Genomic DNA, 18,531 nt, shown 5'->3' with positions numbered 1-18,531 from the left:
AGCCCCCGGGGTCAGTCCTTGAGGGCGGTGACCACGTGTGCGGAATCGCTGACCCAGCCGACGATGGCGCCCTGGGCCTGGATCATCTCGAGGGTGACCCGGTGAAATTCGGGGAAGTAGGAGGCGCAGCAATCGGCCGGGATCAGCAGCTCATAACCGCGGTCGTTGGCTTCACGGGCAGTGGTCTGCACACAGACCTCGGTGGTGACGCCGCAGATGATGAGCGAGCGGATGCCGCGCGCTTGCAAAATCAGGTGCAGGTCGGTGGAGTAGAATGCCCCCTTGCCCGGCTTGTCGATCACCGGTTCGCCCGCGATGGGATAGAGCTCCGGGATGATGTCGTGTCCCGCTTCCCCTTGCACCAGAATGCGGCCCATGGCGCCTTGCTCACCGATGAAACGCTTGCCGCCGCGAACCAGCTTGGCGGGCAGACAGTCGGTCAGATCCGGGCGGTGGCCTTCGCGGGTGTGGATGACCAGCATGCCGTTGGCACGGGCTGCGTCGAGGACCTTGCGGCAGGGGTCGATGGCCCGTCGCACAAGGGAGACATCGTTCCCCAGGGCATGGCCAAATCCATTGGGCTCGACGAAATCACGCTGCATGTCGATCACGATGAGGGCGGTGGTGGCCGGGTCGAAAGTGAAATCGAAAGGCTGTGCACTGATACGCTTGTTCATGGTGTTCTCCTACGGGATGGATGATTCATGTGGCCAGTCTATGGAGGGCTAAGCGGGGCTGCGCAGAAAGAAATTGGCTCCAACCAACAAAAGATTTGAGGGATGGCATTTCACCACGGTGGCACAATGGCGCAAACCGCGATCACCACTGGTGTTGCGCCAGGGCAGGCCTCCATTCCTCCGGATGTGACTATCGATAAAGAGGATCCCGGAACTGTGATCTGCTTCGCCAATCTGTATTCAAGGAGCATCTTTTGTCGTTCTTTTCCCTTTCCGCTGTGCGGGGTTGTGAACGTGTTCGGGCCATTCCTGTTTCGAGTATTCTGACCGTGCACTCCCGCTTCGAGCGCAGTTGTAATCTGGTCTCATGCCAGGGGGAATGGTTCACGCTGCTGGTATGTGACATGCCGTTGCCTCCTGCAGGGGTGGTGCTTGCAACGAGGCAGCTGCCTGATGCATTGCAACCGGGTAGCCGTTGGCGCTGGTGCGGGAGTACGCTCCAGGGGCGTGACGGCGAGATCGCATTAGCTGGTTGCCGATGGCACTCGACTTGCCTGACAGGAGAGCGAATCCTGGGCACAACCCTGTTGTCTGCACTGGATCACTTCTTGGTGCAGAATCCTCCTGCTGGCGGCTTCTGGGCGCAGTGGCATGGTAAGGATCGTGACTATCTGACCGCATCGCTGGCGATGCTGGGGAACGGGTTGGGGGGAGTGGAAGACGAGCTGACCCCGGCACTTATTTCCTTGCTCGGTTATGGCCATGGTTTGACCCCATCCGGCGATGATTTTCTGTTGGGAGTGTTATTTGCGCTGGAGAACCAGGCCCATCCACGTCGTGACGAGCTAATCGTCGTCCTGAGCTCACTGCTTGGTCGCACGACGGACATTAGCGCAGCCATGCTGAGATGGGGAGCCGCAGGCCATTATGGCGAGCGTTTGCTGCAACTGGCGGCAGCGCGAGGAGATGACATCTTCACGGCCATCGAACAGGTTGCCGATTATGGTCACTCATCGGGTCATGACATGCTGTGCGGTGTTCGATATGCGCTGAGCCTTGCCCGTGAACGGGCAAGATAGCTACGGCTTGTCGCAGATGGGTCTGATACGGAATATTGCTGCATTTCCTGGTGTGGCTTGAGGGCCATCACGTCACGGCTGAATATTCACATATTGTTCTGAACCAAAATGACCAAGGGGGTGGCACCATGACGATGCCAACCCCTTGTTTTGTATGGCGCTCCCGACTGGAGTCGAACCAGTGGCCTGTCCCTTAGGAGGGGACCGCTCTATCCTACTGAGCTACGGGAGCCTTGTGGCGGGCATTATACAAGAAGCCGCTCCCTTTTAAACCCTTGATTCTTATTCCAATACTGCCAAGTCCCCGTTCTGGATGTTGAATGGCGAATATTTGTTCTGGCTGCTGATGATGGCGCCATCGTCGAACACCTGCACCACCTCGAACAATCCTGCGGCCGGGTTGCGCATCATGCGCGACTTGCCGTAAGGGTCGATGAAGTCGGCGTTGTGCTGGACGCGGAATTGATCCCCCAGCTTGACCCCGTTGCGCCTGCCCAGATTGATGTAGGGGCCCCGTTCATTCTGGCCGACGATCCGGGCGGTGACGGGGGCGCAGCTGAGCTGGCTGACCAGATCCTGCGTCGCCTGCTGCAGCTGGTAATTGACCTCCTGGCCGTAGCTCGATTGCCAGAACTGGCCACCGCTGCTGCCCACCTGTGCCCGCTTGTCAAAGGTCCAGGTGGCGCGGCCCTGATACTCCTTGCGGCTGAGCAGGGAGCCGTTGATACCGTCGAACAGATAGAGCTGCATGCGAAAATTGCGCACCGGATCTTCAAACCAGCTGGTCAGCTGGTTGCCCTGGGGTTCGATGGAGAGGTCGTCGATGCTGCCGAGCACCAGATACTGGCTGTCGGTGCGCAGGCTCAGCGCCTTGATCTCCTCAAGGGCGCTGCGATCCCCCTGTTGCAGATGAAGCGGATCGATGCGCAGGTTTTCGTCCAGCCACTGGCGCACGGCCACCCCTTGCGGGGCGTTCGCCAGGTTCTCGAACATGCGCCGCGACAGATTGGCGGGCATGTCGTCGAGGGCGCCATAGCTCGCCTGGTCCGGATTGCGCATGCGCAGCCTGACCAGCGTCAAATCCTTGGCATAATGCTGGGTCTGGCAGATTTGGCGTTCCGCCTGAATGTCGGCCACCAGGGTGATGTACATGCGGCCGTTGCGCACCTCTTCCCGTTTGAGCCGGTATTGACGGATGTCGCCGCCGGAGCGGATCTGGATCTGCTCGGATCGCAGGCTGCCATTTTCCAGGCGCTGGATGCTGGAGACGGCGGCGCCACTCGCCAGCAGTGCCTGGCGCAGGGCATCGCGGGTCGCCTGCTCGCGGGCATAGGCTTCATCCCCCAGAATGGCGGCGCTGCCCTGGGCTTCAATAAGCTCGGCATGGGCGCTCAGGCTGGCCAGCAGCAGGGTCAACAGCAGCGGTAATTTCATAACAGATACCTTGAAGAGGCGGGCAGAGGGCATTGTTTGATGCAATGGCGTCACTGGCCGACATAATTCACAACACGGGTTCGCCCTCTGCGCGGCGCAGGGACGATAATTAAAAAGCAAGATCCATGCCTCATTCCCGGCTCAAGCTTTGCGCCGGTTGTCCGATAACAAATCAGGTGCAGATACAGGAACAGGTATCCATGAACAAACTCATCACGGCGTTGGCGCTCGCCCTGGCATTGACCGGGTGCGGCTCCGACCCCATCAATCGGGATCTGGGTGATCCCCGGCAGGCGGCAAAGGGGATGGAACTCAACTGGCTGGTGGCCCGCATGACCGATCAGTTGATGGAGCGCAAGTCTCTTACCACCCTGACCGAGCCCATCGCGGTGGCTTCTTTTGTCGATCTCGATACCCTGCAGGACACCAACTGGATGGGTCAGCAGATCGAGGAGAGTTTTATCTACGAGCTCAACCGTCGTGGAGAAGTGGTGGTGGACTTCAAGCTGACCGGCAGCATTAAGGTGACTCCCCAGGGGGATTTCGTGCTGAGCCGCAACTACAAGGAGCTCTCCTCTCGTCTGCCCATCTCCCGCATCCTGGTCGGTACCTTCAGCCGCAACAAGCAGGGGATCCTGGTCAACGCCCGCATCATCGACATGCGCACCAAGATGGTGGAGACCACGGCCCAGAGCCTGGTGCCGCAACAATATCTGGTCGGTGCCAACAATTCGTTTGGCCGGGCCTCCATCAACCGCGGTTATCTGATGCGGGGCAGCCAGGTCGGCCCCAGTGGGCATCTGGTCAACCTGACCCCGTAAGGAGCGAGTCATGAAGATCCTGTTTGGTTGCCTGCTGGCCCTGATGCTGGCCGGTTGCAGTGGCAACCGGGTGGTGGATTACACCCAGGGCGGCAAGCCCGATGATTTTCCGGTGCTCAAGGCGGTCGGTTATGCGGTGATCGATATCCAGCCCGGCCCTTCCCAGTCCGAGAAGATGTTGCAGGCCATTCGCGCCTCCAAGATGGACGCCTACCGCGAGCTGGCCGAACAGCTCAACGGTCAGCAGGTACGGGCCCACAGCAGCTACAAGGATTTGACCCAGACTTCAAACGCATTGGATGTGTCGGTGGCCGGTATGGTGCGCGGTGCCCGGGTGGTGGCTACCTATCCGCGTGGCAACACCTATGCCACCGAGATGGAACTCGATACCCGTGCCCTCTATAACATCAACCAGCTGATGGCGGGCCAGTTCTGACTCCTCTTTGGGCAGACATAGGTTGAAGTGGCAAAACAAAAGGCGAACATGATGTTCGCCTTTTGTTGTTTTGATGCTCTGTCAGGCCAATCAGCTGCCCAGCAGCACCGGCGGCACCGTGGTCGGTTTCACGTCTTCGCTCGGGTAGCAGCCCAGTACCTTGATATAGCGGGTGATCTTGGTCAGCTCCACCAGGGCGGCCTGCATGGCCGGGGTCTGCAAGTTGGCGGAGACATCCAGGTAGAACATCTCTTCCCACGGGTTGCCCTGCACCGGACGGGACTCCAGCTTGGTCATGTTGATCTCGTGGCTGCGCAGCACCAGCAGCGCCTCTACCAGTGAGCCCGGTTTCTGGGAAGTAGACATGATGAGAGTGGTCTTGGCCGGGATCTGGGGCGCCACGTCGATGGGTTTGCGCGCCACCACGATGAAGCGGCTGTAGTTCTCCTTCTGGTTGGCCAGCTGCTCGGCCAGCACGTCGAGGCCATAGAGCTCACCGCCGGCGGCGCTGCCGATGGCCGCAGCCTCGGGGCTTGCCAGCTCCTTCACCTTCATCATGGCGCTGGAGGAGGAGTCGCAGATCTCGTGGCGCGCTCCTTCCAGCTTGCTGAGGTAGTGGGAGCACTGCTGGAACACCTGCGGGTGGGCATAGAAGGTCTTGATGCGTTCGATCTCGGTTGGCACGGCGGTGAGGATGCAGTGCTCGATGGGGTAGGTGAGCTCGCCGACGATGGAGAGGCTGGTGTGCTGCATCACGTCATAGACTTCGTTGATGGAGCCCGAGCTGGTGTTCTCGATGGGCAGCACACCGAAGGCGGCGCGACCCGATTCCACCGCATCCAGCACCTCGCGAAAGTTCTGGCAGTTCACCTCGATCACCTGATCCTTGTAACGGGCCAGGTACTTGCGGGCGGCGAGGCTCGAATAAGAACCGCGCGGTCCCAGGTAGGCGACGCTGGTCATGGGCTCCTGCTGCTCCGGGTTGAGCAGGCTCTGCAGGTAGGCCTGCTGGGAGAGCACGGAATCCTCGATGATGGTGTGGTAGATGCGAGTGATGTACTGGGCATCCAGGCCAAGCTGACGGCCCTGCTGGATCAGGGCGACCAGCAGATCCTGCTCGCGCTGGGGATCGCGGATGGGGCGCGGGTTGGCCTGCTTGGCCCGGGCGACCTCGATGCTGAGGGTCTTGCGTTTTGCCAGCAGGGCAAGCAGCTCCTGATCCAACCGGGTAATGTCTTGTCTGATCTCGTCGAGCGTTGCCATGATTGTTCCCTGTCCAAGTAATTATTTGATATATATGCAAAAAAAAGCCTCCACAGGGGAGGCTCGATTCGTCTTTGCTTTCTGTTCACGAGAGCTGTTTACAGGACGATTAGCCTTCCCTCAAACGGGCCGGATAAACGAGAAAGCAAAGAAGAATAGGGTTTGCATGGTCATAATCCTCATTGTAACGCCTTAACCATTAAGGGATTTGGCGATTTGATGCAAGTAAAACTTGCCCGCGGAACGGGAAGGGGGCAGGGTATCCGGTGACGCGAATGGGCGTGTCCGAGAGTGGTTTGGCTCCCTCTGGTCCATTTCGCACGATGCGGGAGAGATACGGTATGGCCATTATTTTTGATCTGGGGCGTGTGGTGGTGAACTGGGATCCGGTTGCCATCGTCAGTTCGGTCCGGGGACCTTTGGAGGCCGAACGGCTGGCACAGCAGTTGTTTGAACATCCTGACTGGCAGGAGGTGGACAGAGGGACCCTGTCATTGCACACCATGGCACGCCGGGCCGAGCCGCGCACCGGCCTGAGTGCGGCCGACAACCTCGCCATTTTGCAGGCGGTACCGTCCTCCCTCAAGCCGGATCCCGCTATGCTAACCCTTATAGAGGAGCTGCACGGCGCGGGGCACAGCCTCTATGCCCTCTCCAACATGGGGCACGCCAGTATCGACTGGCTGGAGCAACATGAGGATTTCTGGCGTTTTTTCAGTGGCAAGGTGGTCTCTGCCCGAGTGCGCATGATGAAACCCGAGCCGGATATCTACCGCTATCTGCTGGTGTCGTTCGATCTTGCACCGTCCGATTGTCTCTTTATCGACGATACCCCGGCCAACGTGACTGCCGCCGAGACGCTCGGGATCCGGGGCATGGTATTTTGCGATGCGGCGCGCTGCCGGCAGCAGCTGGTTGAACAGGGCTATTTGCCCGCAACAGACAAGGGGTAACCCCCTTTTGGGAGCCTTATGGAGCATGGCCGGTTTCGCAACTGGTTGAGTCACTACCCGCAGGCGACGCTGATCATCGCCTGTCGGGATGGCAGTGGCTACCAGCTGTGCGTCGAGGCGGAAGGGGAGTGCCAGTGCCTGACCGACAGCGAGGGGGGCTCCCTGACTTTCACTTCCCTTGAGCAGGCAGAGGGCTTCTTGCGAGCCCATCAGGTACATCAGGCCAGATTGCGGATTTATGACACCCATGGAGAGGATATGGTGCTCCAATCGCAGGAGATCGTCATAAAGTTTTGAATTTAACCGGACTCTTTAAGGGTCTATTCAGCTAATTGTCAGCACAATAATCCACCTTTTTACCATCCGGAGCTGTTTTAATGGATGCCAATGTTGTTGTGCTGAATCAAGGATACGATCAGGCGTTTCAGGCCAGGGAACAGCAGTTGATCGATCAGTTGTCAGCCTATGATGATCTGGTTATCTCCTTTTCAGGCCGGTTGGAATCCTGTTACTGCATCGATTTGTGCCGGGCCAGTGGCGTCCGGATCCGGGCCATGATCATGGATACCCCCACCCGCAGCCGCAGCGAAGTATCCCGTGCCATCCGCTATTGCCGGCGTTATGGCATAGACCACTGGATCGTCAAGACAGATGAGATGATCTTCTGCGATCAGTTGTCGCAACTGGACGAGATCATCGATCCCGTTCGCCGTCTTTGTGAACACAGGGCTACCCATCCAGAGTGGGCGACACTGCCATTCCTGCTGCCGGGGACTGCGGAGGAGCGGGCCGGGTACATAGAGATGTTCGGCTCCATCCCGGAAGACACCATCTGGCTGATGGCCGATCATGGTTTTACCAAAAGAGACGTGCGCTACGGCTTTAACAAACGCCAATTGGATGCTCTGGGCAAGGGAGGCAATGGCTGCCTTAGCCACCGTTTTGCCCACCCCCGCCAGTTGCAGCCGCACCATTTGCGCATGGTCGATCAGGCGGAGCAGATACTGGCCGATATGGGGTTCGACGAGGCCCAGGTCTTCTTTCATATCCTCTGCGATGGCCGTGAACTCACCTGCAACAGTGGGCCAACCCTGGCCAGGGTACGTCTGCCCGAGCATCAGCGGGCCCGGGCATTCGACATGCAGCCGGACATTCTGCAGGCCCTCAGGGGAACCCTGTTCGATCTGGTCACCCTGGATATGGTGCCTCACGAACGCCACGAGCTGGCGATTTAGTCCGGCGAGGGCGTCGCCAGCTTGCCCGGAGAACGTGAGCCCCGTCATAGGCAAGGCGTGACAGGAGTGTTTATACTGTCGCCCTTTCAATGATATCGAGTCCCGACCCTATGAAATCTTTGTCCCGTCTGCTGGTTGCCCTGTGCCTCACTCCTGTGCTGGCACAGGCGGCTCCTCTCTCTCAGGTGACCCTGCCCGATGGGCGCCAGATCCAGCTCAATGATGACTTCACCTGGGAGTATCTGGTGGTCAAGCAGGCTGAGCCCGTCAAGGGGAGCGAGGCGGTTGCGAAATCCGGCGCTGTGGTTGCGGTGGCGGCTCCCGTGCTGACCGAGCAGGCCAAGGCCCATCCCGAGCTGCTCTCCCAGGCGGTCCGCGATGGCATCATGGTCAAGCTGGACAAGGTTGAGGGCACGGATCCCATGGCGCTGAGCTTTCAGATCAGCAACACCGGCACCCGCAATGTGGTCGGGGTGCGCGGCTGGGTGACGCTGTTCAGTGCCGACGGGGTACAGCTGCAGCGTCAGGAGGCGCGTTTCTGGGTCGCCGAGAACCGTCTGCCGGAGACCTATCTGCGCAAGGGGCAGGTACGTCCGGCACGTGGTCTCGAGATGTCGCGTCCGGCCGGGCTGACGGGAGAACCCCTGGTGCGGATCGAAATCGACGAGGTGGTTTTCCGCTGATCCCCTGATCTCCTGACCCGGCTCAGTTGGTCCGGGTCAGGGCAGATGTTGCCGCCGTCATCACCTGCAATATCTGCTTACATCTGACATGGTTTGGCAACAGCTTGCCGCTCGGCATTGCCGCCGCCTGTTTGCACAATGACTCCATACCAGCTCTGACGAGCTTACCCATGGAGTCAATCACATGAACAAAACTGCAATCTCTCTTCTGGTCCTGGCCGGCTTCGCCTCTACCTCCGCACTGGCACAGGATGCGTTCAGCTACGCCAAAGGGTCGGCGACCTGGGCACACACCAAGTCTGACTATCTCAACGGCAAATCCAGCAACGATAGCAAGGGAACCCGTGATTTTGGCGGCATGAGCCTGGATCTCTCCAAGAGCTTCGGCTCCAACTTCTACGGCCGTGCCGGCACCGAATATACCTCCCGCAACAATGGCAACGACAGCATGTCCATCTCCAGCGTCGGTGTCGGTGTGTTCACCCCCTTGAGCAGCGGCCTCAACCTCTATGGAGAGACAGGTCTGACCGGCTACCGCCTGGAGCGAGAGCTGGCCCATGATGTCAATGGATGGGATGCGGTTGCTCGCAAGGATAGCGGCAGCCTGTATGGGGAAGTGGGTCTGCGTTACGACATCGGCAATGTGGAGCTCTCCACCGCCTATCGTTACGCCAACATGACCGATGACATGCACGACTTCAAGGTGGGCGGTGCCTACAAGTTCAGCCAGAACTGGGCTCTGACTGCCGATTACACCTACCGCAACTGGGATCTGCAAAAAGGTTCCATCTCCAGCCTGGGTGTGAAGTACAGCTTCTGATGCGATGAACTCCGTAGTGTCTTTGATGTTTGCCCATGGCGATGGCCATGGGCTTTTTTTTGTCTGATGATGCTCCCTTGCTTGTCCCTGTGCCGTATCGGTTTGCAGTAGTTGTACAACTTCCTTTTTTTTGTATAACTGCTATAACTGAATCAAGGGTTATACAAGGGGTGTCATCATGTACAAGATTAAGGTCGGGATCAGTGCCTGCCTGCTGGGACAGGAGGTGCGGTTTGACGGGGGCCACAAGCGCTCCAGTTTCTGTGAACGGGATCTTGGGGCTCACTTTGACTATCACCCCGTCTGCCCCGAGATGGCCATCGGCCTGGGCGCCCCTCGCGCCGCCATCCGGCTGGTCAAGCGTCATGGCGAGGTACGCGCCGAGGCGAGCAACGGCAGCTTCGATGTCACGGAGAAATTAATTGCTTTCAGCGAGCAGAAGGCGCGCCAGCTCGACTTCATCTCCGGTTATATCCTCTGTGCCAAATCTCCCAGCTGCGGCATGGAACGGGTCAGAATTTATGGCGCCAACAACGAGGGGAGTGCCAAGGAGGGGGTCGGCCTGTTTGCCAAGGCATTGATGGAGGCCAACCCCCTGCTGCCAGTGGAGGAGGATGGCCGGTTGTGCGACTCCATCCTGCGGGAGAACTTCGTGCTGCGGGTGTTTGCCTATCACGACTGGCAACAGCTCTGCGCGCGCGGGCTCAGCGCCGCCGCCCTCATCCGCTTTCACTCCCGCTACAAGTATCTGGTGCTCTCTCACGCCACCACTCACTACCGCGCCCTCGGGCAGATGCTCGGCAATCTGGGCAAGGCCAATCTGGAAGAGGTGGCAGAGCGCTACATCAAGGGGCTGATGGCGGCGCTGACCTTGCGGGCAAACCGGCGTAGCCACACCAATGTGCTGATGCACCTGCAAGGCTACTTCAAGCGGGTGCTGACCCCGGCCCAGAAGCAGGAGCTTTGCGACACCATCGACAAGTACCGCACCGGTATTTTTCCGCTGCTGGTGCCACTGACCCTGATCCGCCACTACCTGCGGGAGTATCCCAATCCGTATCTTGCCGAGCAGGTTTACCTCAATCCTCATCCCGATACGCTCAAGCTGCGTTACGGGCTATGAATGCCGTGTGAAGGTCCCGGCAGCTGGCCGGGGCCTCTCTCCCAACCTTTGATGGACGTTGTTATGTCTGATTTACCGCAAGCCGCTTCTCCTTTGTCTGATGAGGGGATCTACCCCATCCGTGAGGTTTCCCGCCTCACTGGCGTCAATGCCGTCACCCTGCGTGCCTGGCAGCGTCGTTACGGTCTGGTACAGCCGGCCCGCACCGAGAAGGGGCACCGCCTCTACAGCGAGCAGGATATCCGCCAGATTGGCGAGATCCTGAGTTGGCTGGAGCGGGGGGTGAGCATAGGGCAGGTCAAGGGACTGTTGAGCGAGCCCCAATCCCAGCCGGTGAGTGATCACTGGCAGCAGACTCTGGAGCAGTTCAGTCAGGCACTGCTCGCCTTCAACCAGCGCAAGGCGGAGGCGCAGCTCAATGATCTGCTGGCGAGTTATCCCTTCGAGCTGGTGCGCAGCCGGGTGCTGCAACCGCTGGTGGAGCGGCTGCTTGGCCTTTGGCGCGAGCGGCCCGATGGCGAACTGTTGCAACAGGTGTGGCTGGGTTGGCTGCATACCCGTTTTGCCCGCCACCTGATCGAACAGGAGAAGGGCGTTCCCGTTACTCTGGCGAGCTGGGGGCAGGTCGGGCCTCTCGATCTGGTCTGGGCCGCCTATGAGCTGATTGGCCTGGGTTACGAGGTGCAATTGCTGGGGGCGGTGGAGCCGCGCCATGCCAGTCTGCTGGAGGGGCGTGCCGTTACCCCCTGGTTGGTGCTGTTGGGGGTCGGGCTTGGCAAGCAGGAGCTGGCCGCCGGTTGGCCCGAGGATACCCGATTCTTTGGGGCGCTGGGACGCCTCTATGACGCGGATTGGCTGCAAGCCCACGGCTGGCAGGCGAGTCTTGCCGAGGCGATGGCTGACACCCTTGCTGCGGGTGGCGCCAGCGGGTGCGGGAGGCAAAAGTCATGAAGCTGGTCTGGTTTCGCAACGACTTGCGCCTTGCCGACAACCCGGCTTTGCGTCATGCCTGTGCCGGCGAGGAACCGGTCGCGGCGTTGTTTATTCTCTCGCCGACCCAGTGGCAAGCACACAAGCTGGCCCCCGTTCGCCAGCGTTTCATCCTGGTGCAGGTCGATGAGCTGGGCCGCGAGCTGGCGGCGCTCGGCATCCCGCTCCATTTGCTGCGGGTCGAGACTTTTGCCGAAGTGCCGGCGGCGTTGGCTGACTTAAGTCGCGAGCTGGGGGTGACCCGGCTCTACGCCAATCAGGCCATCGAGATCGACGAGCAGCGTCGGGATCGGGCCGTCAGTGCCGTGCTGGCGGAGCAGGGGATTGCTTGCCACTGGTTCAACGGCTGCTGCGTGCTGCCGCCCGGGCGGGTGCTGACCGGTTCGGGGGAGATGTTCAAGGTCTATACCCCCTTCAGCCGCGCCTGGCTCAAGGCCCTCGAGGAAGATGGCTTTGTCATTCACCGCGCTCCCGAGCCGCGTGGTGCATCACTGCCGTGGCAGCCGCTGGCCGAGCGGGAATTTGTCGATGTCGCCTTTGGTGAGCTGACACCGGATCCTCGCTGGCCGGTAGGGGAGGCCGAGGCGCAGCGCCGTCTGAACACCTTCCTCGATGAGGCTGTGCTCGACTATGGCGAGACCCGGGACTTTCCGGCCCTGGCGGGCACCTCTGTGCTCTCCCCCTATCTGGCGGCCGGCATCATCAGTCCGCGCCAGTGTGTAGGAGCGCTGCAACAGCGCCTCGGCTATCGACCCCAGTCGAAGGCGCAGCCCGGATTTGTCTGGCTCAACGAGCTCATCTGGCGCGAGTTCTATCGCCACCTGCTGGTGCTGATCCCAAGCCTCTCCATGAATCGCCCCTTCAAGGCGGAGACGGCGGCCCTGCCGTGGAGCTGGGACCCGGATGCCTTTGCCGCCTGGTGCGAGGGACGTACCGGCTACCCCATTGTCGATGCAGCCATGCGTTGCCTCAATGCCACCGGCTGGATGCACAACCGGCTGCGGATGATAGTGGCGAGCTTCCTCACCAAGGATCTGCACATTCATTGGCGGCTCGGGGAGGACTACTTCATGAGCAAGCTGATAGACGGCGATCTGGCGGCCAACAACGGCGGCTGGCAGTGGGCGGCGGGCACAGGTGCCGATGCGGCCCCATACTTTCGGGTATTCAACCCCACCACCCAGGGACAAAGATTTGATCCACAAGGGGAGTTCATTCGTACCTGGGTCACTGAACTGGCCGATGTGCCAGCTGCCTATCTGCACCAGCCTCACGACTGGCTGCGGCTCAAGGGGCGGCAGGATTATCCGGCCCCCATGGTGGATCACGCCGTCGCCCGGGTGAGAGCCATCGAAATGTTTCGCTTCCTGGAGAAATAACATGGATGAGCCGCTGGCCCGCTTCGTCGCCTTCTATCAGCAGCTGGACAGACAGCAGTTGCACCGATTGTCCGAAGTCTATGCCGACGAGGTGATCTTTATCGATCCCGCTCACCGCATCGAGGGTCTGGCGGCGCTCAGCGACTATTTTGCCGCCCTCTATCAGCGCCTCGCCTATTGTCGTTTTGTCATTACCAGTCAGCAGCAACAGGGGCGACAAGCCTGGCTCGGCTGGACCATGACCTTCTCCCACCCGAGGCTTCGTGGTGGCAAGCCAGTGACAGTGGAGGGGGCGACCCGCCTCGAATTAGACGAGGAGGGCAAGGTCTGCCTGCACCGGGACTATTTTGACCTCGGCGCCATGCTCTATGAGCAATTGCCGTTGCTCGGCCCGCTGGTGCGGACCATCAAGGGGAGGTTGGGGGCATGAGCGGCCGGATGCTGATCACAGGTGCCACCTCCGGCATCGGTCGCCAGCTGGCCCTCGATTACCGGCGCTCAGGCTGGCAGGTGTGGGGCTGTGGTCGCGATGAGGAGCGGCTGCGGGGGCTGGAGAGTGAGGGTATCACCCCCTTGCAGTTTGATACCCGAAATCCAGCGGCCATGAACGCAGTGGCGGGCACTCTGCCTGCGCTGGATCTGCTGATCCTCAATGCCGGTCATTGCGAATATATGGAGTTGGCCGAGGGGTTTGACGGCGCCCTGTTTGCCCGGGTCATCGAGATCAATCTCATCGCCACCGGTCATGCGCTGGCCGCCTTCCTGCCATTGCTGGGGGTGGGGGCCCGTCTTGCCATCGTCAGCTCGGCGGTGAGCTGGCTGCCGCTGCCAAGGGCCGAGGCCTATGGCGCCTCCAAGGCGGCCCTCGACTATCTGGCTGATACCCTGCGCCTCGATCTGGCCGGCAGAGGGATCGGGGTTACCCTGATCCGCCCCGGCTTTGTGGAAACGCCGCTCACCGCAAAGAATGATTTTCCCATGCCTTGCCTGGTGCCTGTGGAAGAGGCGTCCCGCGCCATCATGGACGGGCTTACCGCCGGTCACCATCAGATCCACTTTCCCCGTCGTTTCATCTGGCTGCTGCGCCTGCTTGGTGCGCTGCCGGTGGGACTCTGGCTGCGTCTTGGCAGCTCGCTTGTGTCGAAAGGACGCCACTCATGAAGAGAAAGATAGCCATCGTCGGTTCGGGGATTTCAGGGCTGACCGCCGGTTTTTTGCTCCACAAACAGCACGACATCACCCTGTTCGAGGCGGCGCCGACCCTGGGGGGCCACACCGCCACCGTCGACGTGGAGCAGGGCGGGCGACGTTACGCCATCGATACCGGCTTTATCGTGTTCAACGATCGCACCTACCCCAACTTCCTCAAATTGCTTGAACGGATCGGGGTGGCACGGCAACCGGCCGAGATGAGCTTCTCGGTGAAAAGCCCGGAGGGGCTTGAGTACAACGGTCACAACCTCGATACCCTGTTCGCCCAGCGCAGCAACCTGCTGAGCCCGCGGTTTTACGGCTTTGTTGCCGAGATCCTGCGCTTCAACCGGGAGGCTCGCGCCTGGCTGGTGGATCACCAGGCCCTCGATGTTGGCTCCGAACTGACCCTGGGGGATTTCCTGCAGGCGGGGGAGTTTAGCGACTACTTCGCCCGTCACTACATACTGCCGATGGGGGCGGCCATCTGGTCATCTACCCTGGCCGATATGCGGGGCTTCCCCCTTGGCTTCTTCCTGCGATTTTTTGCCCATCACGGCCTGCTGGAGGTGGCAAACCGGCCCCAGTGGTACGTCATTCCCGGTGGCTCGCGCGAATACATAGGGCCGCTCACGGCGGGATGGCAGTCGCAGATCCGGCTGGCTTGCCCGGTAGCGGGGATCCGGCGAGTGACGAATGGAGTCATTGTCCAGAGCCATGATGGCGAGGAGCAGTTTGACGAGGTGATACTCGCTTGCCACAGCGACCAGACGCTGGCCCTGCTGGCGGATGCGAGCGAGCGGGAGCGGACCATCCTCGGCGCCATGCCCTATCAGGCCAATGATGTCTGGCTCCACACCGACGCAACTTGCCTGCCGGTGCGCCGCAAGGCGTGGGCCAGCTGGAATTATCAGCTCGGTGATGATGACGGCGCACGGCCACTGGTGAGTTACAACATGAATATCCTGCAGGGGGTGAGTTCACCCGAGCCCTTCTGCGTCAGCCTCAATCCCGCAGGTCGAGTAGACGAGAGCAAGGTATTGCGCCGCTTCGTCTATCACCATCCGGTGTTCAATCAGAGCGCCATCGCCGCCCAGCAGCGGCGACCAGAGATCTGCGGCCAGCGGCACACTCACTTCTGCGGTGCCTACTGGTACAACGGCTTTCACGAGGATGGGGTGCGCAGCGCCCTGGATGTAGCCCGGCGCTTCGGGGCCGAGCGATGAAAGGCGCAACCGCGACAGTGAGCGGCGGGATCAGCGCCATCTGGCGGGGCTCGGTGCGCCACCGCCGCTTCGCGCCGAGGGCTCACGCTTTTTCGTACCACCTCTTCATGCTGGGACTGGATCTCGATGAACTACCGGGCCTCGATCAGGGAAGATGGTTCGCGGTGGAGCGGGCCGGGCTGCTCTCCTTTCGTCGTCATGACTACCTGCGGGGGAGCGCGGGCCCGCTCAAACAGGCGGTGTGGGACAAGGTGGCCGAGCTGGGCGGCGATGCCGACCCGGAGGGGCGGGTGTTGCTGCTCGGCAACGTACGTTGCCTGGGGTTTTACTTCAGCCCGGTCAACTTCTACTTCTGCGATCGGCAGGGGGAGACGCGCTATTTGCTGGCCGAGGTCTCCAACACCCCCTGGAACGAGCGCCACTACTATCTGCTGGATCTGGCGGCGCTGGCTCCCCACGACAAGGATTTTCACGTCTCCCCCTTCATGGAGCTGGCTATGCGCTACCACTGGCGCATCCGCCCGCCCGCGCAGGAGACGCTGATCCATATCGAGAGTCATCCCGTATCTGGGGAGGCCAAGCTGTTTGACGCTACCTTGACGCTAAGGCGGGAGCCGCTGTCGCGCCAGGGGCTGGCGGCGCTGCTGGTCCGCTGGCCCTGGATGACCATGAGGGTGCTGCTCGGTATCTACTGGCAGGCCCTGCGTCTTTTTATCAAACGAACCCCCATCTTCACCCATCCGGAGACTCGCTAATGGAACTAGTGCAATCTTCTGTTTCTGCCTCTTTCATCGACAAGGGGGCCAGGCAACTGTTGCTCAATTTGCTGGGGCGGCTCGACCAAGGCCAACTGCTGCTGCGAGATGGCCGCGAGCGTCACAGCTTTGGTGATGCAACCAGTGATTTGCATGCCGAGCTGGTGGTGCTGGATCCGGCCTTCTATCGCCGCTTGCTGCTGGGGGGCAGCATCGCTGCCGGTGAAACCTGGGTAGAAGGGCTATGGACCAGCCCGGATCCGGTGGCGCTGGTGCGGCTGCTGGCCCGCAACCTGACTCTGCTCGACAGTCTGGAGCGGCGCCTGGGCTGGCTCAGCTTCCCTTTCAACAAGGTGCGCCACTGGCGGAGTCGCAATACCCTGACCGGGTCGCGCGCCAACATCGCCGCCCACTACGATCTCGGCAACGCTCTTTATCAGGGTTTTCTCGACAGCCATATGCAGTATTCGAGCGCCATCTATCCGGGGGCAGAGGCCACCCTGGAAGAGGGGCAGCAGGCCAAGCTGCGTACCATCTGCGAGCGGCTCGAGCTCGGCCCGGACGATCATCTGCTGGAGATCGGGACCGGCTGGGGTGGGCTGGCCGTCTTTGCTGCTCGCCACTACGGCTGCCGGGTGACTACCACCACCATCTCCCAGGCCCAGCACGACTACGCAAAAGAGTGGATCGGGCGGGAGGGGCTCGGGGATCGCATCACCTTGCTGCTGGAGGATTACCGCAAGCTGGAGGGGCGGTTCGACAAGCTGGTCTCCATCGAGATGATCGAAGCGGTGGGTCACGCCTTTCTGCCGGACTACTTTCGCCAGCTGTCGCGCCTGCTCAAACCCGGTGGGCGCCTGCTTATTCAGGCCATCACTATCGCCGATCAGCGCCATGCCCAGTACCTGCGCGGGGTCGACTTCATCCAGCGCTATATCTTCCCCGGTGGCTGCCTGCCGAGCGTCTCCCAGATGGCGGGATTGCTGGCCCGCGAAACCGACATGCAGCTGGTGCGGCTGCACGATCACGGCCATCACTACGCTCGCACACTGGCCCACTGGTGCCAGCGCTTTCTGGCGCTGGCACCCGAGCTGCCTGCGCTCGGCTACAGCCAGGATTTCATCCGGCTGTGGCACTTCTATTTCGCCTACTGCGAGGGGGGATTCTGGGAACGCACCATCAGCCTGGTACAACTGGAGGCGGCCAAACCCGGGCCGCTCGGTTGGTCGGGAGACTTGCCGGTAAGCGGTCACTGACCATGTGGCGGTGGGCCCAACTGCTGGGGTTCAACCTCTACTGGTTGCTGGCGGTGAAGTGGCAGCTGCCGGGTCCCTTGCTTACGATGCTGCTGCTTCATTTTCTCTGCTCGCCAAGCCGCAAAAGGGATCTGCGACTCCTGCCCATGGCCCTTGTAGGTAGCCTGCTCGATCTGCTGCTCTGGCGGCTCGGGCTGTTCGATTTCAAGGCCGGTTTTCCGCTCTGGCTGGCGCTGCTCTGGGTCGGATTTGCCCTGACGCTGGCCCATGGCATGCGCTGGCTACTGCGATTACCCCGTTGGCAACAGGGGCTGTTTGGCATGCTTGGGGGGACGGCCTCCTATGTGGCGGGAGCCGAGATGGGAGCAGTACACTTACCCTGGGGCATCGGGATCAGTGCGGCCTTGTTGGCCGTGATCTGGATGTGGTGGTTACCCCTACTACTGTGGGTAATGGTCAAGCTGGAGGGTGAGTCAAGATGAACACCTTTTCGACCGACACTTTGTTGTTTTCCAAGTGGACCAAAGAGAGCCAGCACGAGCTGACTGATCGCTTCTATCTGGTGGTGGCCTGCCAGCGGGATGCACAGGGGCGGCTGATGCAGGTAGTGATGCAGGATATCAATACCCTGCAGGAACAGGAGATGGATTGGCATGAACTGGAAGATCCCGGCCATTGGCACATGGGGTGGAACTAGCCTGCTGGTAGTGGCGCTGAGTCTGCACCTGGCGACTGCCGCGCAGGCTTCTGCCGTCCCTTGGCAACAGTTGCGTCCGGTCGGCCAGGGGGAGATGAACTGGCTCTGGTTCAAGCTCTATGACGCCACCCTCTACAGCGAGAGTGGTCGCTATCAGCCGAGCCATTATCCGCAGGCACTGACCCTGACCTATGCCAGAGCCATCGAACGTGAGGATCTGCTCAGCGCCACCGCCGAAGAGTGGCTGCGGCTCGGTCTTGGCAGTGATGCCGATCGCCAGCGCTGGCTCGGGCAACTTGCGACCCTCTGGCCGGATGTAGCAGCTGGCGACAGGCTGACCTTCTATGTCGACAAGGCAGGAACCGGCCACTTCTGGTGGCAGGAGCAGCTCCTCGGCTCTCTCGCCGAGCCGCAGTTTTCCGCCGCCTTTCTGGCGATCTGGCTGGCGGACAACAGCCGGGAGCCAGCCCTTACCCGCCGCCTGCGCGGCCAACCCTGATGCCGGAGCTCTTT

The 18,531-nt window shown here is 60.8% G+C and carries 22 protein-coding genes, 1 tRNA gene and 1 other annotated feature; of the genes, 19 read left to right on the top strand and 4 right to left on the bottom strand.

Going from position 1 to position 18,531, the window contains the following annotated elements; translation table 11 throughout:
* Positions 1-11: 11 nt before the first annotated feature.
* Positions 12-677 (bottom strand): cysteine hydrolase family protein, encoded by a 666-nt coding sequence (locus LA321_RS01790; RefSeq protein ID WP_042073230.1) that lies wholly within the window; start codon positions 675-677, stop codon positions 12-14.
* A gap of 254 nt (positions 678-931) precedes the next feature.
* Between LA321_RS01790 and LA321_RS01785 the strand changes: the two genes are divergently transcribed.
* Positions 932-1,756 carry a DUF2877 domain-containing protein gene (locus LA321_RS01785; protein WP_082043463.1) on the top strand — a complete coding sequence of 275 codons (825 nt, stop codon included), beginning with the start codon at positions 932-934 and terminating at the stop codon, positions 1,754-1,756.
* 155 nt (positions 1,757-1,911) lie between these two features.
* Here the strand turns inward: LA321_RS01785 and LA321_RS01780 are convergent.
* Both LA321_RS01780 and LA321_RS01775 read right to left on the bottom strand, forming a co-directional pair.
* Positions 1,912-1,988 (bottom strand) — tRNA-Arg (locus LA321_RS01780).
* Between the two features lie 50 nt (positions 1,989-2,038).
* Positions 2,039-3,190, bottom strand: a complete 1,152-nt coding sequence (locus tag LA321_RS01775; RefSeq protein ID WP_042073228.1) for a flagellar assembly protein FlgT — start codon at positions 3,188-3,190, stop codon at positions 2,039-2,041.
* Positions 3,191-3,390: 200 nt separating this feature from the next.
* Here LA321_RS01775 and LA321_RS01770 point away from each other — a divergent pair, with 200 nt between their 5' ends.
* Together LA321_RS01770 and LA321_RS01765 are read left to right on the top strand one after the other, a co-directional pair.
* Positions 3,391-4,011 (top strand): FlgO family outer membrane protein, encoded by a 621-nt coding sequence (locus LA321_RS01770; protein WP_042028055.1) that lies wholly within the window; start codon positions 3,391-3,393, stop codon positions 4,009-4,011.
* A 10-nt stretch (positions 4,012-4,021) separates the two neighbouring features.
* Complete coding sequence (locus tag LA321_RS01765; RefSeq protein WP_042028052.1) at positions 4,022-4,447, top strand: LPP20 family lipoprotein; 426 nt, start codon at positions 4,022-4,024, stop codon at positions 4,445-4,447.
* A gap of 90 nt (positions 4,448-4,537) precedes the next feature.
* On the opposite strand, the gene pheA is transcribed toward LA321_RS01765, so the two are convergent.
* The gene (gene pheA, locus LA321_RS01760) at positions 4,538-5,710 is read right to left on the bottom strand and encodes a prephenate dehydratase (protein WP_026457150.1); all 1,173 of its coding nucleotides are present in this window, start codon (positions 5,708-5,710) and stop codon (positions 4,538-4,540) included.
* A 38-nt stretch (positions 5,711-5,748) separates the two neighbouring features.
* Positions 5,749-5,882, bottom strand: a sequence feature (Phe leader region).
* 169 nt (positions 5,883-6,051) lie between these two features.
* On the opposite strand from pheA, the gene LA321_RS01755 reads away from it, so the two are divergent.
* The 16 genes from LA321_RS01755 to LA321_RS01680 all read left to right on the top strand — a co-directional run bounded on the left by LA321_RS01755 (position 6,052) and on the right by LA321_RS01680 (position 18,517).
* On the top strand, positions 6,052-6,663 hold the full coding sequence (locus LA321_RS01755; protein WP_042073227.1) for an HAD family hydrolase: 612 nt from the start codon (positions 6,052-6,054) through the stop codon (positions 6,661-6,663).
* A gap of 18 nt (positions 6,664-6,681) precedes the next feature.
* On the top strand, positions 6,682-6,960 hold the full coding sequence (locus tag LA321_RS01750; protein ID WP_026457152.1) for a DUF6482 family protein: 279 nt from the start codon (positions 6,682-6,684) through the stop codon (positions 6,958-6,960).
* A gap of 80 nt (positions 6,961-7,040) precedes the next feature.
* A complete protein-coding gene (locus LA321_RS01745; RefSeq protein ID WP_042073225.1) occupies positions 7,041-7,898 on the top strand; it encodes an adenine nucleotide alpha-hydrolase family protein in 858 nt (285 codons plus the stop codon).
* 110 nt (positions 7,899-8,008) lie between these two features.
* On the top strand, positions 8,009-8,581 hold the full coding sequence (locus tag LA321_RS01740; RefSeq protein ID WP_042073222.1) for a DUF3157 family protein: 573 nt from the start codon (positions 8,009-8,011) through the stop codon (positions 8,579-8,581).
* Positions 8,582-8,765: 184 nt separating this feature from the next.
* Positions 8,766-9,401, top strand: a complete 636-nt coding sequence (locus LA321_RS01735) for an outer membrane beta-barrel protein (protein WP_042073221.1) — start codon at positions 8,766-8,768, stop codon at positions 9,399-9,401.
* A gap of 178 nt (positions 9,402-9,579) precedes the next feature.
* Entirely contained in the window at positions 9,580-10,524 is a 945-nt protein-coding gene (locus tag LA321_RS01730; RefSeq protein WP_042073220.1) for a YbgA family protein, read from the top strand.
* Positions 10,525-10,587: 63 nt separating this feature from the next.
* Positions 10,588-11,475, top strand: a complete 888-nt coding sequence (locus LA321_RS01725) for a MerR family transcriptional regulator (protein ID WP_042073218.1) — start codon at positions 10,588-10,590, stop codon at positions 11,473-11,475.
* Positions 11,472-12,893 (top strand): deoxyribodipyrimidine photo-lyase, encoded by a 1,422-nt coding sequence (phrB, locus tag LA321_RS01720; RefSeq protein ID WP_042073216.1) that lies wholly within the window; start codon positions 11,472-11,474, stop codon positions 12,891-12,893. The genes LA321_RS01725 and phrB overlap by 4 nt, the downstream gene beginning before the upstream one ends.
* A gap of 1 nt (position 12,894) precedes the next feature.
* The gene (locus tag LA321_RS01715; RefSeq protein ID WP_042073215.1) at positions 12,895-13,323 is read left to right on the top strand and encodes a nuclear transport factor 2 family protein; all 429 of its coding nucleotides are present in this window, start codon (positions 12,895-12,897) and stop codon (positions 13,321-13,323) included.
* Positions 13,320-14,054: an SDR family NAD(P)-dependent oxidoreductase gene (locus LA321_RS01710; RefSeq protein WP_042073214.1), complete on the top strand. Its 735-nt coding sequence runs from the start codon at positions 13,320-13,322 to the stop codon at positions 14,052-14,054. Before LA321_RS01715 ends, LA321_RS01710 begins: the two co-directional genes overlap by 4 nt.
* Complete coding sequence (locus tag LA321_RS01705; RefSeq protein ID WP_042073213.1) at positions 14,051-15,310, top strand: NAD(P)/FAD-dependent oxidoreductase; 1,260 nt, start codon at positions 14,051-14,053, stop codon at positions 15,308-15,310. The genes LA321_RS01710 and LA321_RS01705 overlap by 4 nt, the downstream gene beginning before the upstream one ends.
* Positions 15,307-16,065 (top strand): DUF1365 domain-containing protein, encoded by a 759-nt coding sequence (locus tag LA321_RS01700; RefSeq protein ID WP_042073212.1) that lies wholly within the window; start codon positions 15,307-15,309, stop codon positions 16,063-16,065. The genes LA321_RS01705 and LA321_RS01700 overlap by 4 nt, the downstream gene beginning before the upstream one ends.
* Positions 16,065-17,321: an SAM-dependent methyltransferase gene (locus LA321_RS01695; RefSeq protein WP_042073211.1), complete on the top strand. Its 1,257-nt coding sequence runs from the start codon at positions 16,065-16,067 to the stop codon at positions 17,319-17,321. Before LA321_RS01700 ends, LA321_RS01695 begins: the two co-directional genes overlap by 1 nt.
* A 2-nt stretch (positions 17,322-17,323) precedes the next feature.
* Positions 17,324-17,803, top strand: coding sequence for a DUF2878 domain-containing protein (locus LA321_RS01690; RefSeq protein ID WP_042073209.1), 480 nt, complete (start codon positions 17,324-17,326; stop codon positions 17,801-17,803).
* Positions 17,800-18,018 carry a TIGR02450 family Trp-rich protein gene (locus tag LA321_RS01685; protein ID WP_042073207.1) on the top strand — a complete coding sequence of 73 codons (219 nt, stop codon included), beginning with the start codon at positions 17,800-17,802 and terminating at the stop codon, positions 18,016-18,018. Before LA321_RS01690 ends, LA321_RS01685 begins: the two co-directional genes overlap by 4 nt.
* A complete protein-coding gene (locus tag LA321_RS01680) occupies positions 17,975-18,517 on the top strand; it encodes a chalcone isomerase family protein (RefSeq protein ID WP_042073206.1) in 543 nt (180 codons plus the stop codon). Before LA321_RS01685 ends, LA321_RS01680 begins: the two co-directional genes overlap by 44 nt.
* The last annotated feature ends 14 nt before the right edge of the window (positions 18,518-18,531 follow it).

Origin of the sequence: Aeromonas enteropelogenes (genome assembly GCF_020097295.1) — a bacterium.
In the GTDB taxonomy this organism is placed as follows: domain Bacteria; phylum Pseudomonadota; class Gammaproteobacteria; order Enterobacterales; family Aeromonadaceae; genus Aeromonas; species Aeromonas enteropelogenes.
This window is presented reverse-complemented; position numbering and strand designations above follow the sequence as displayed.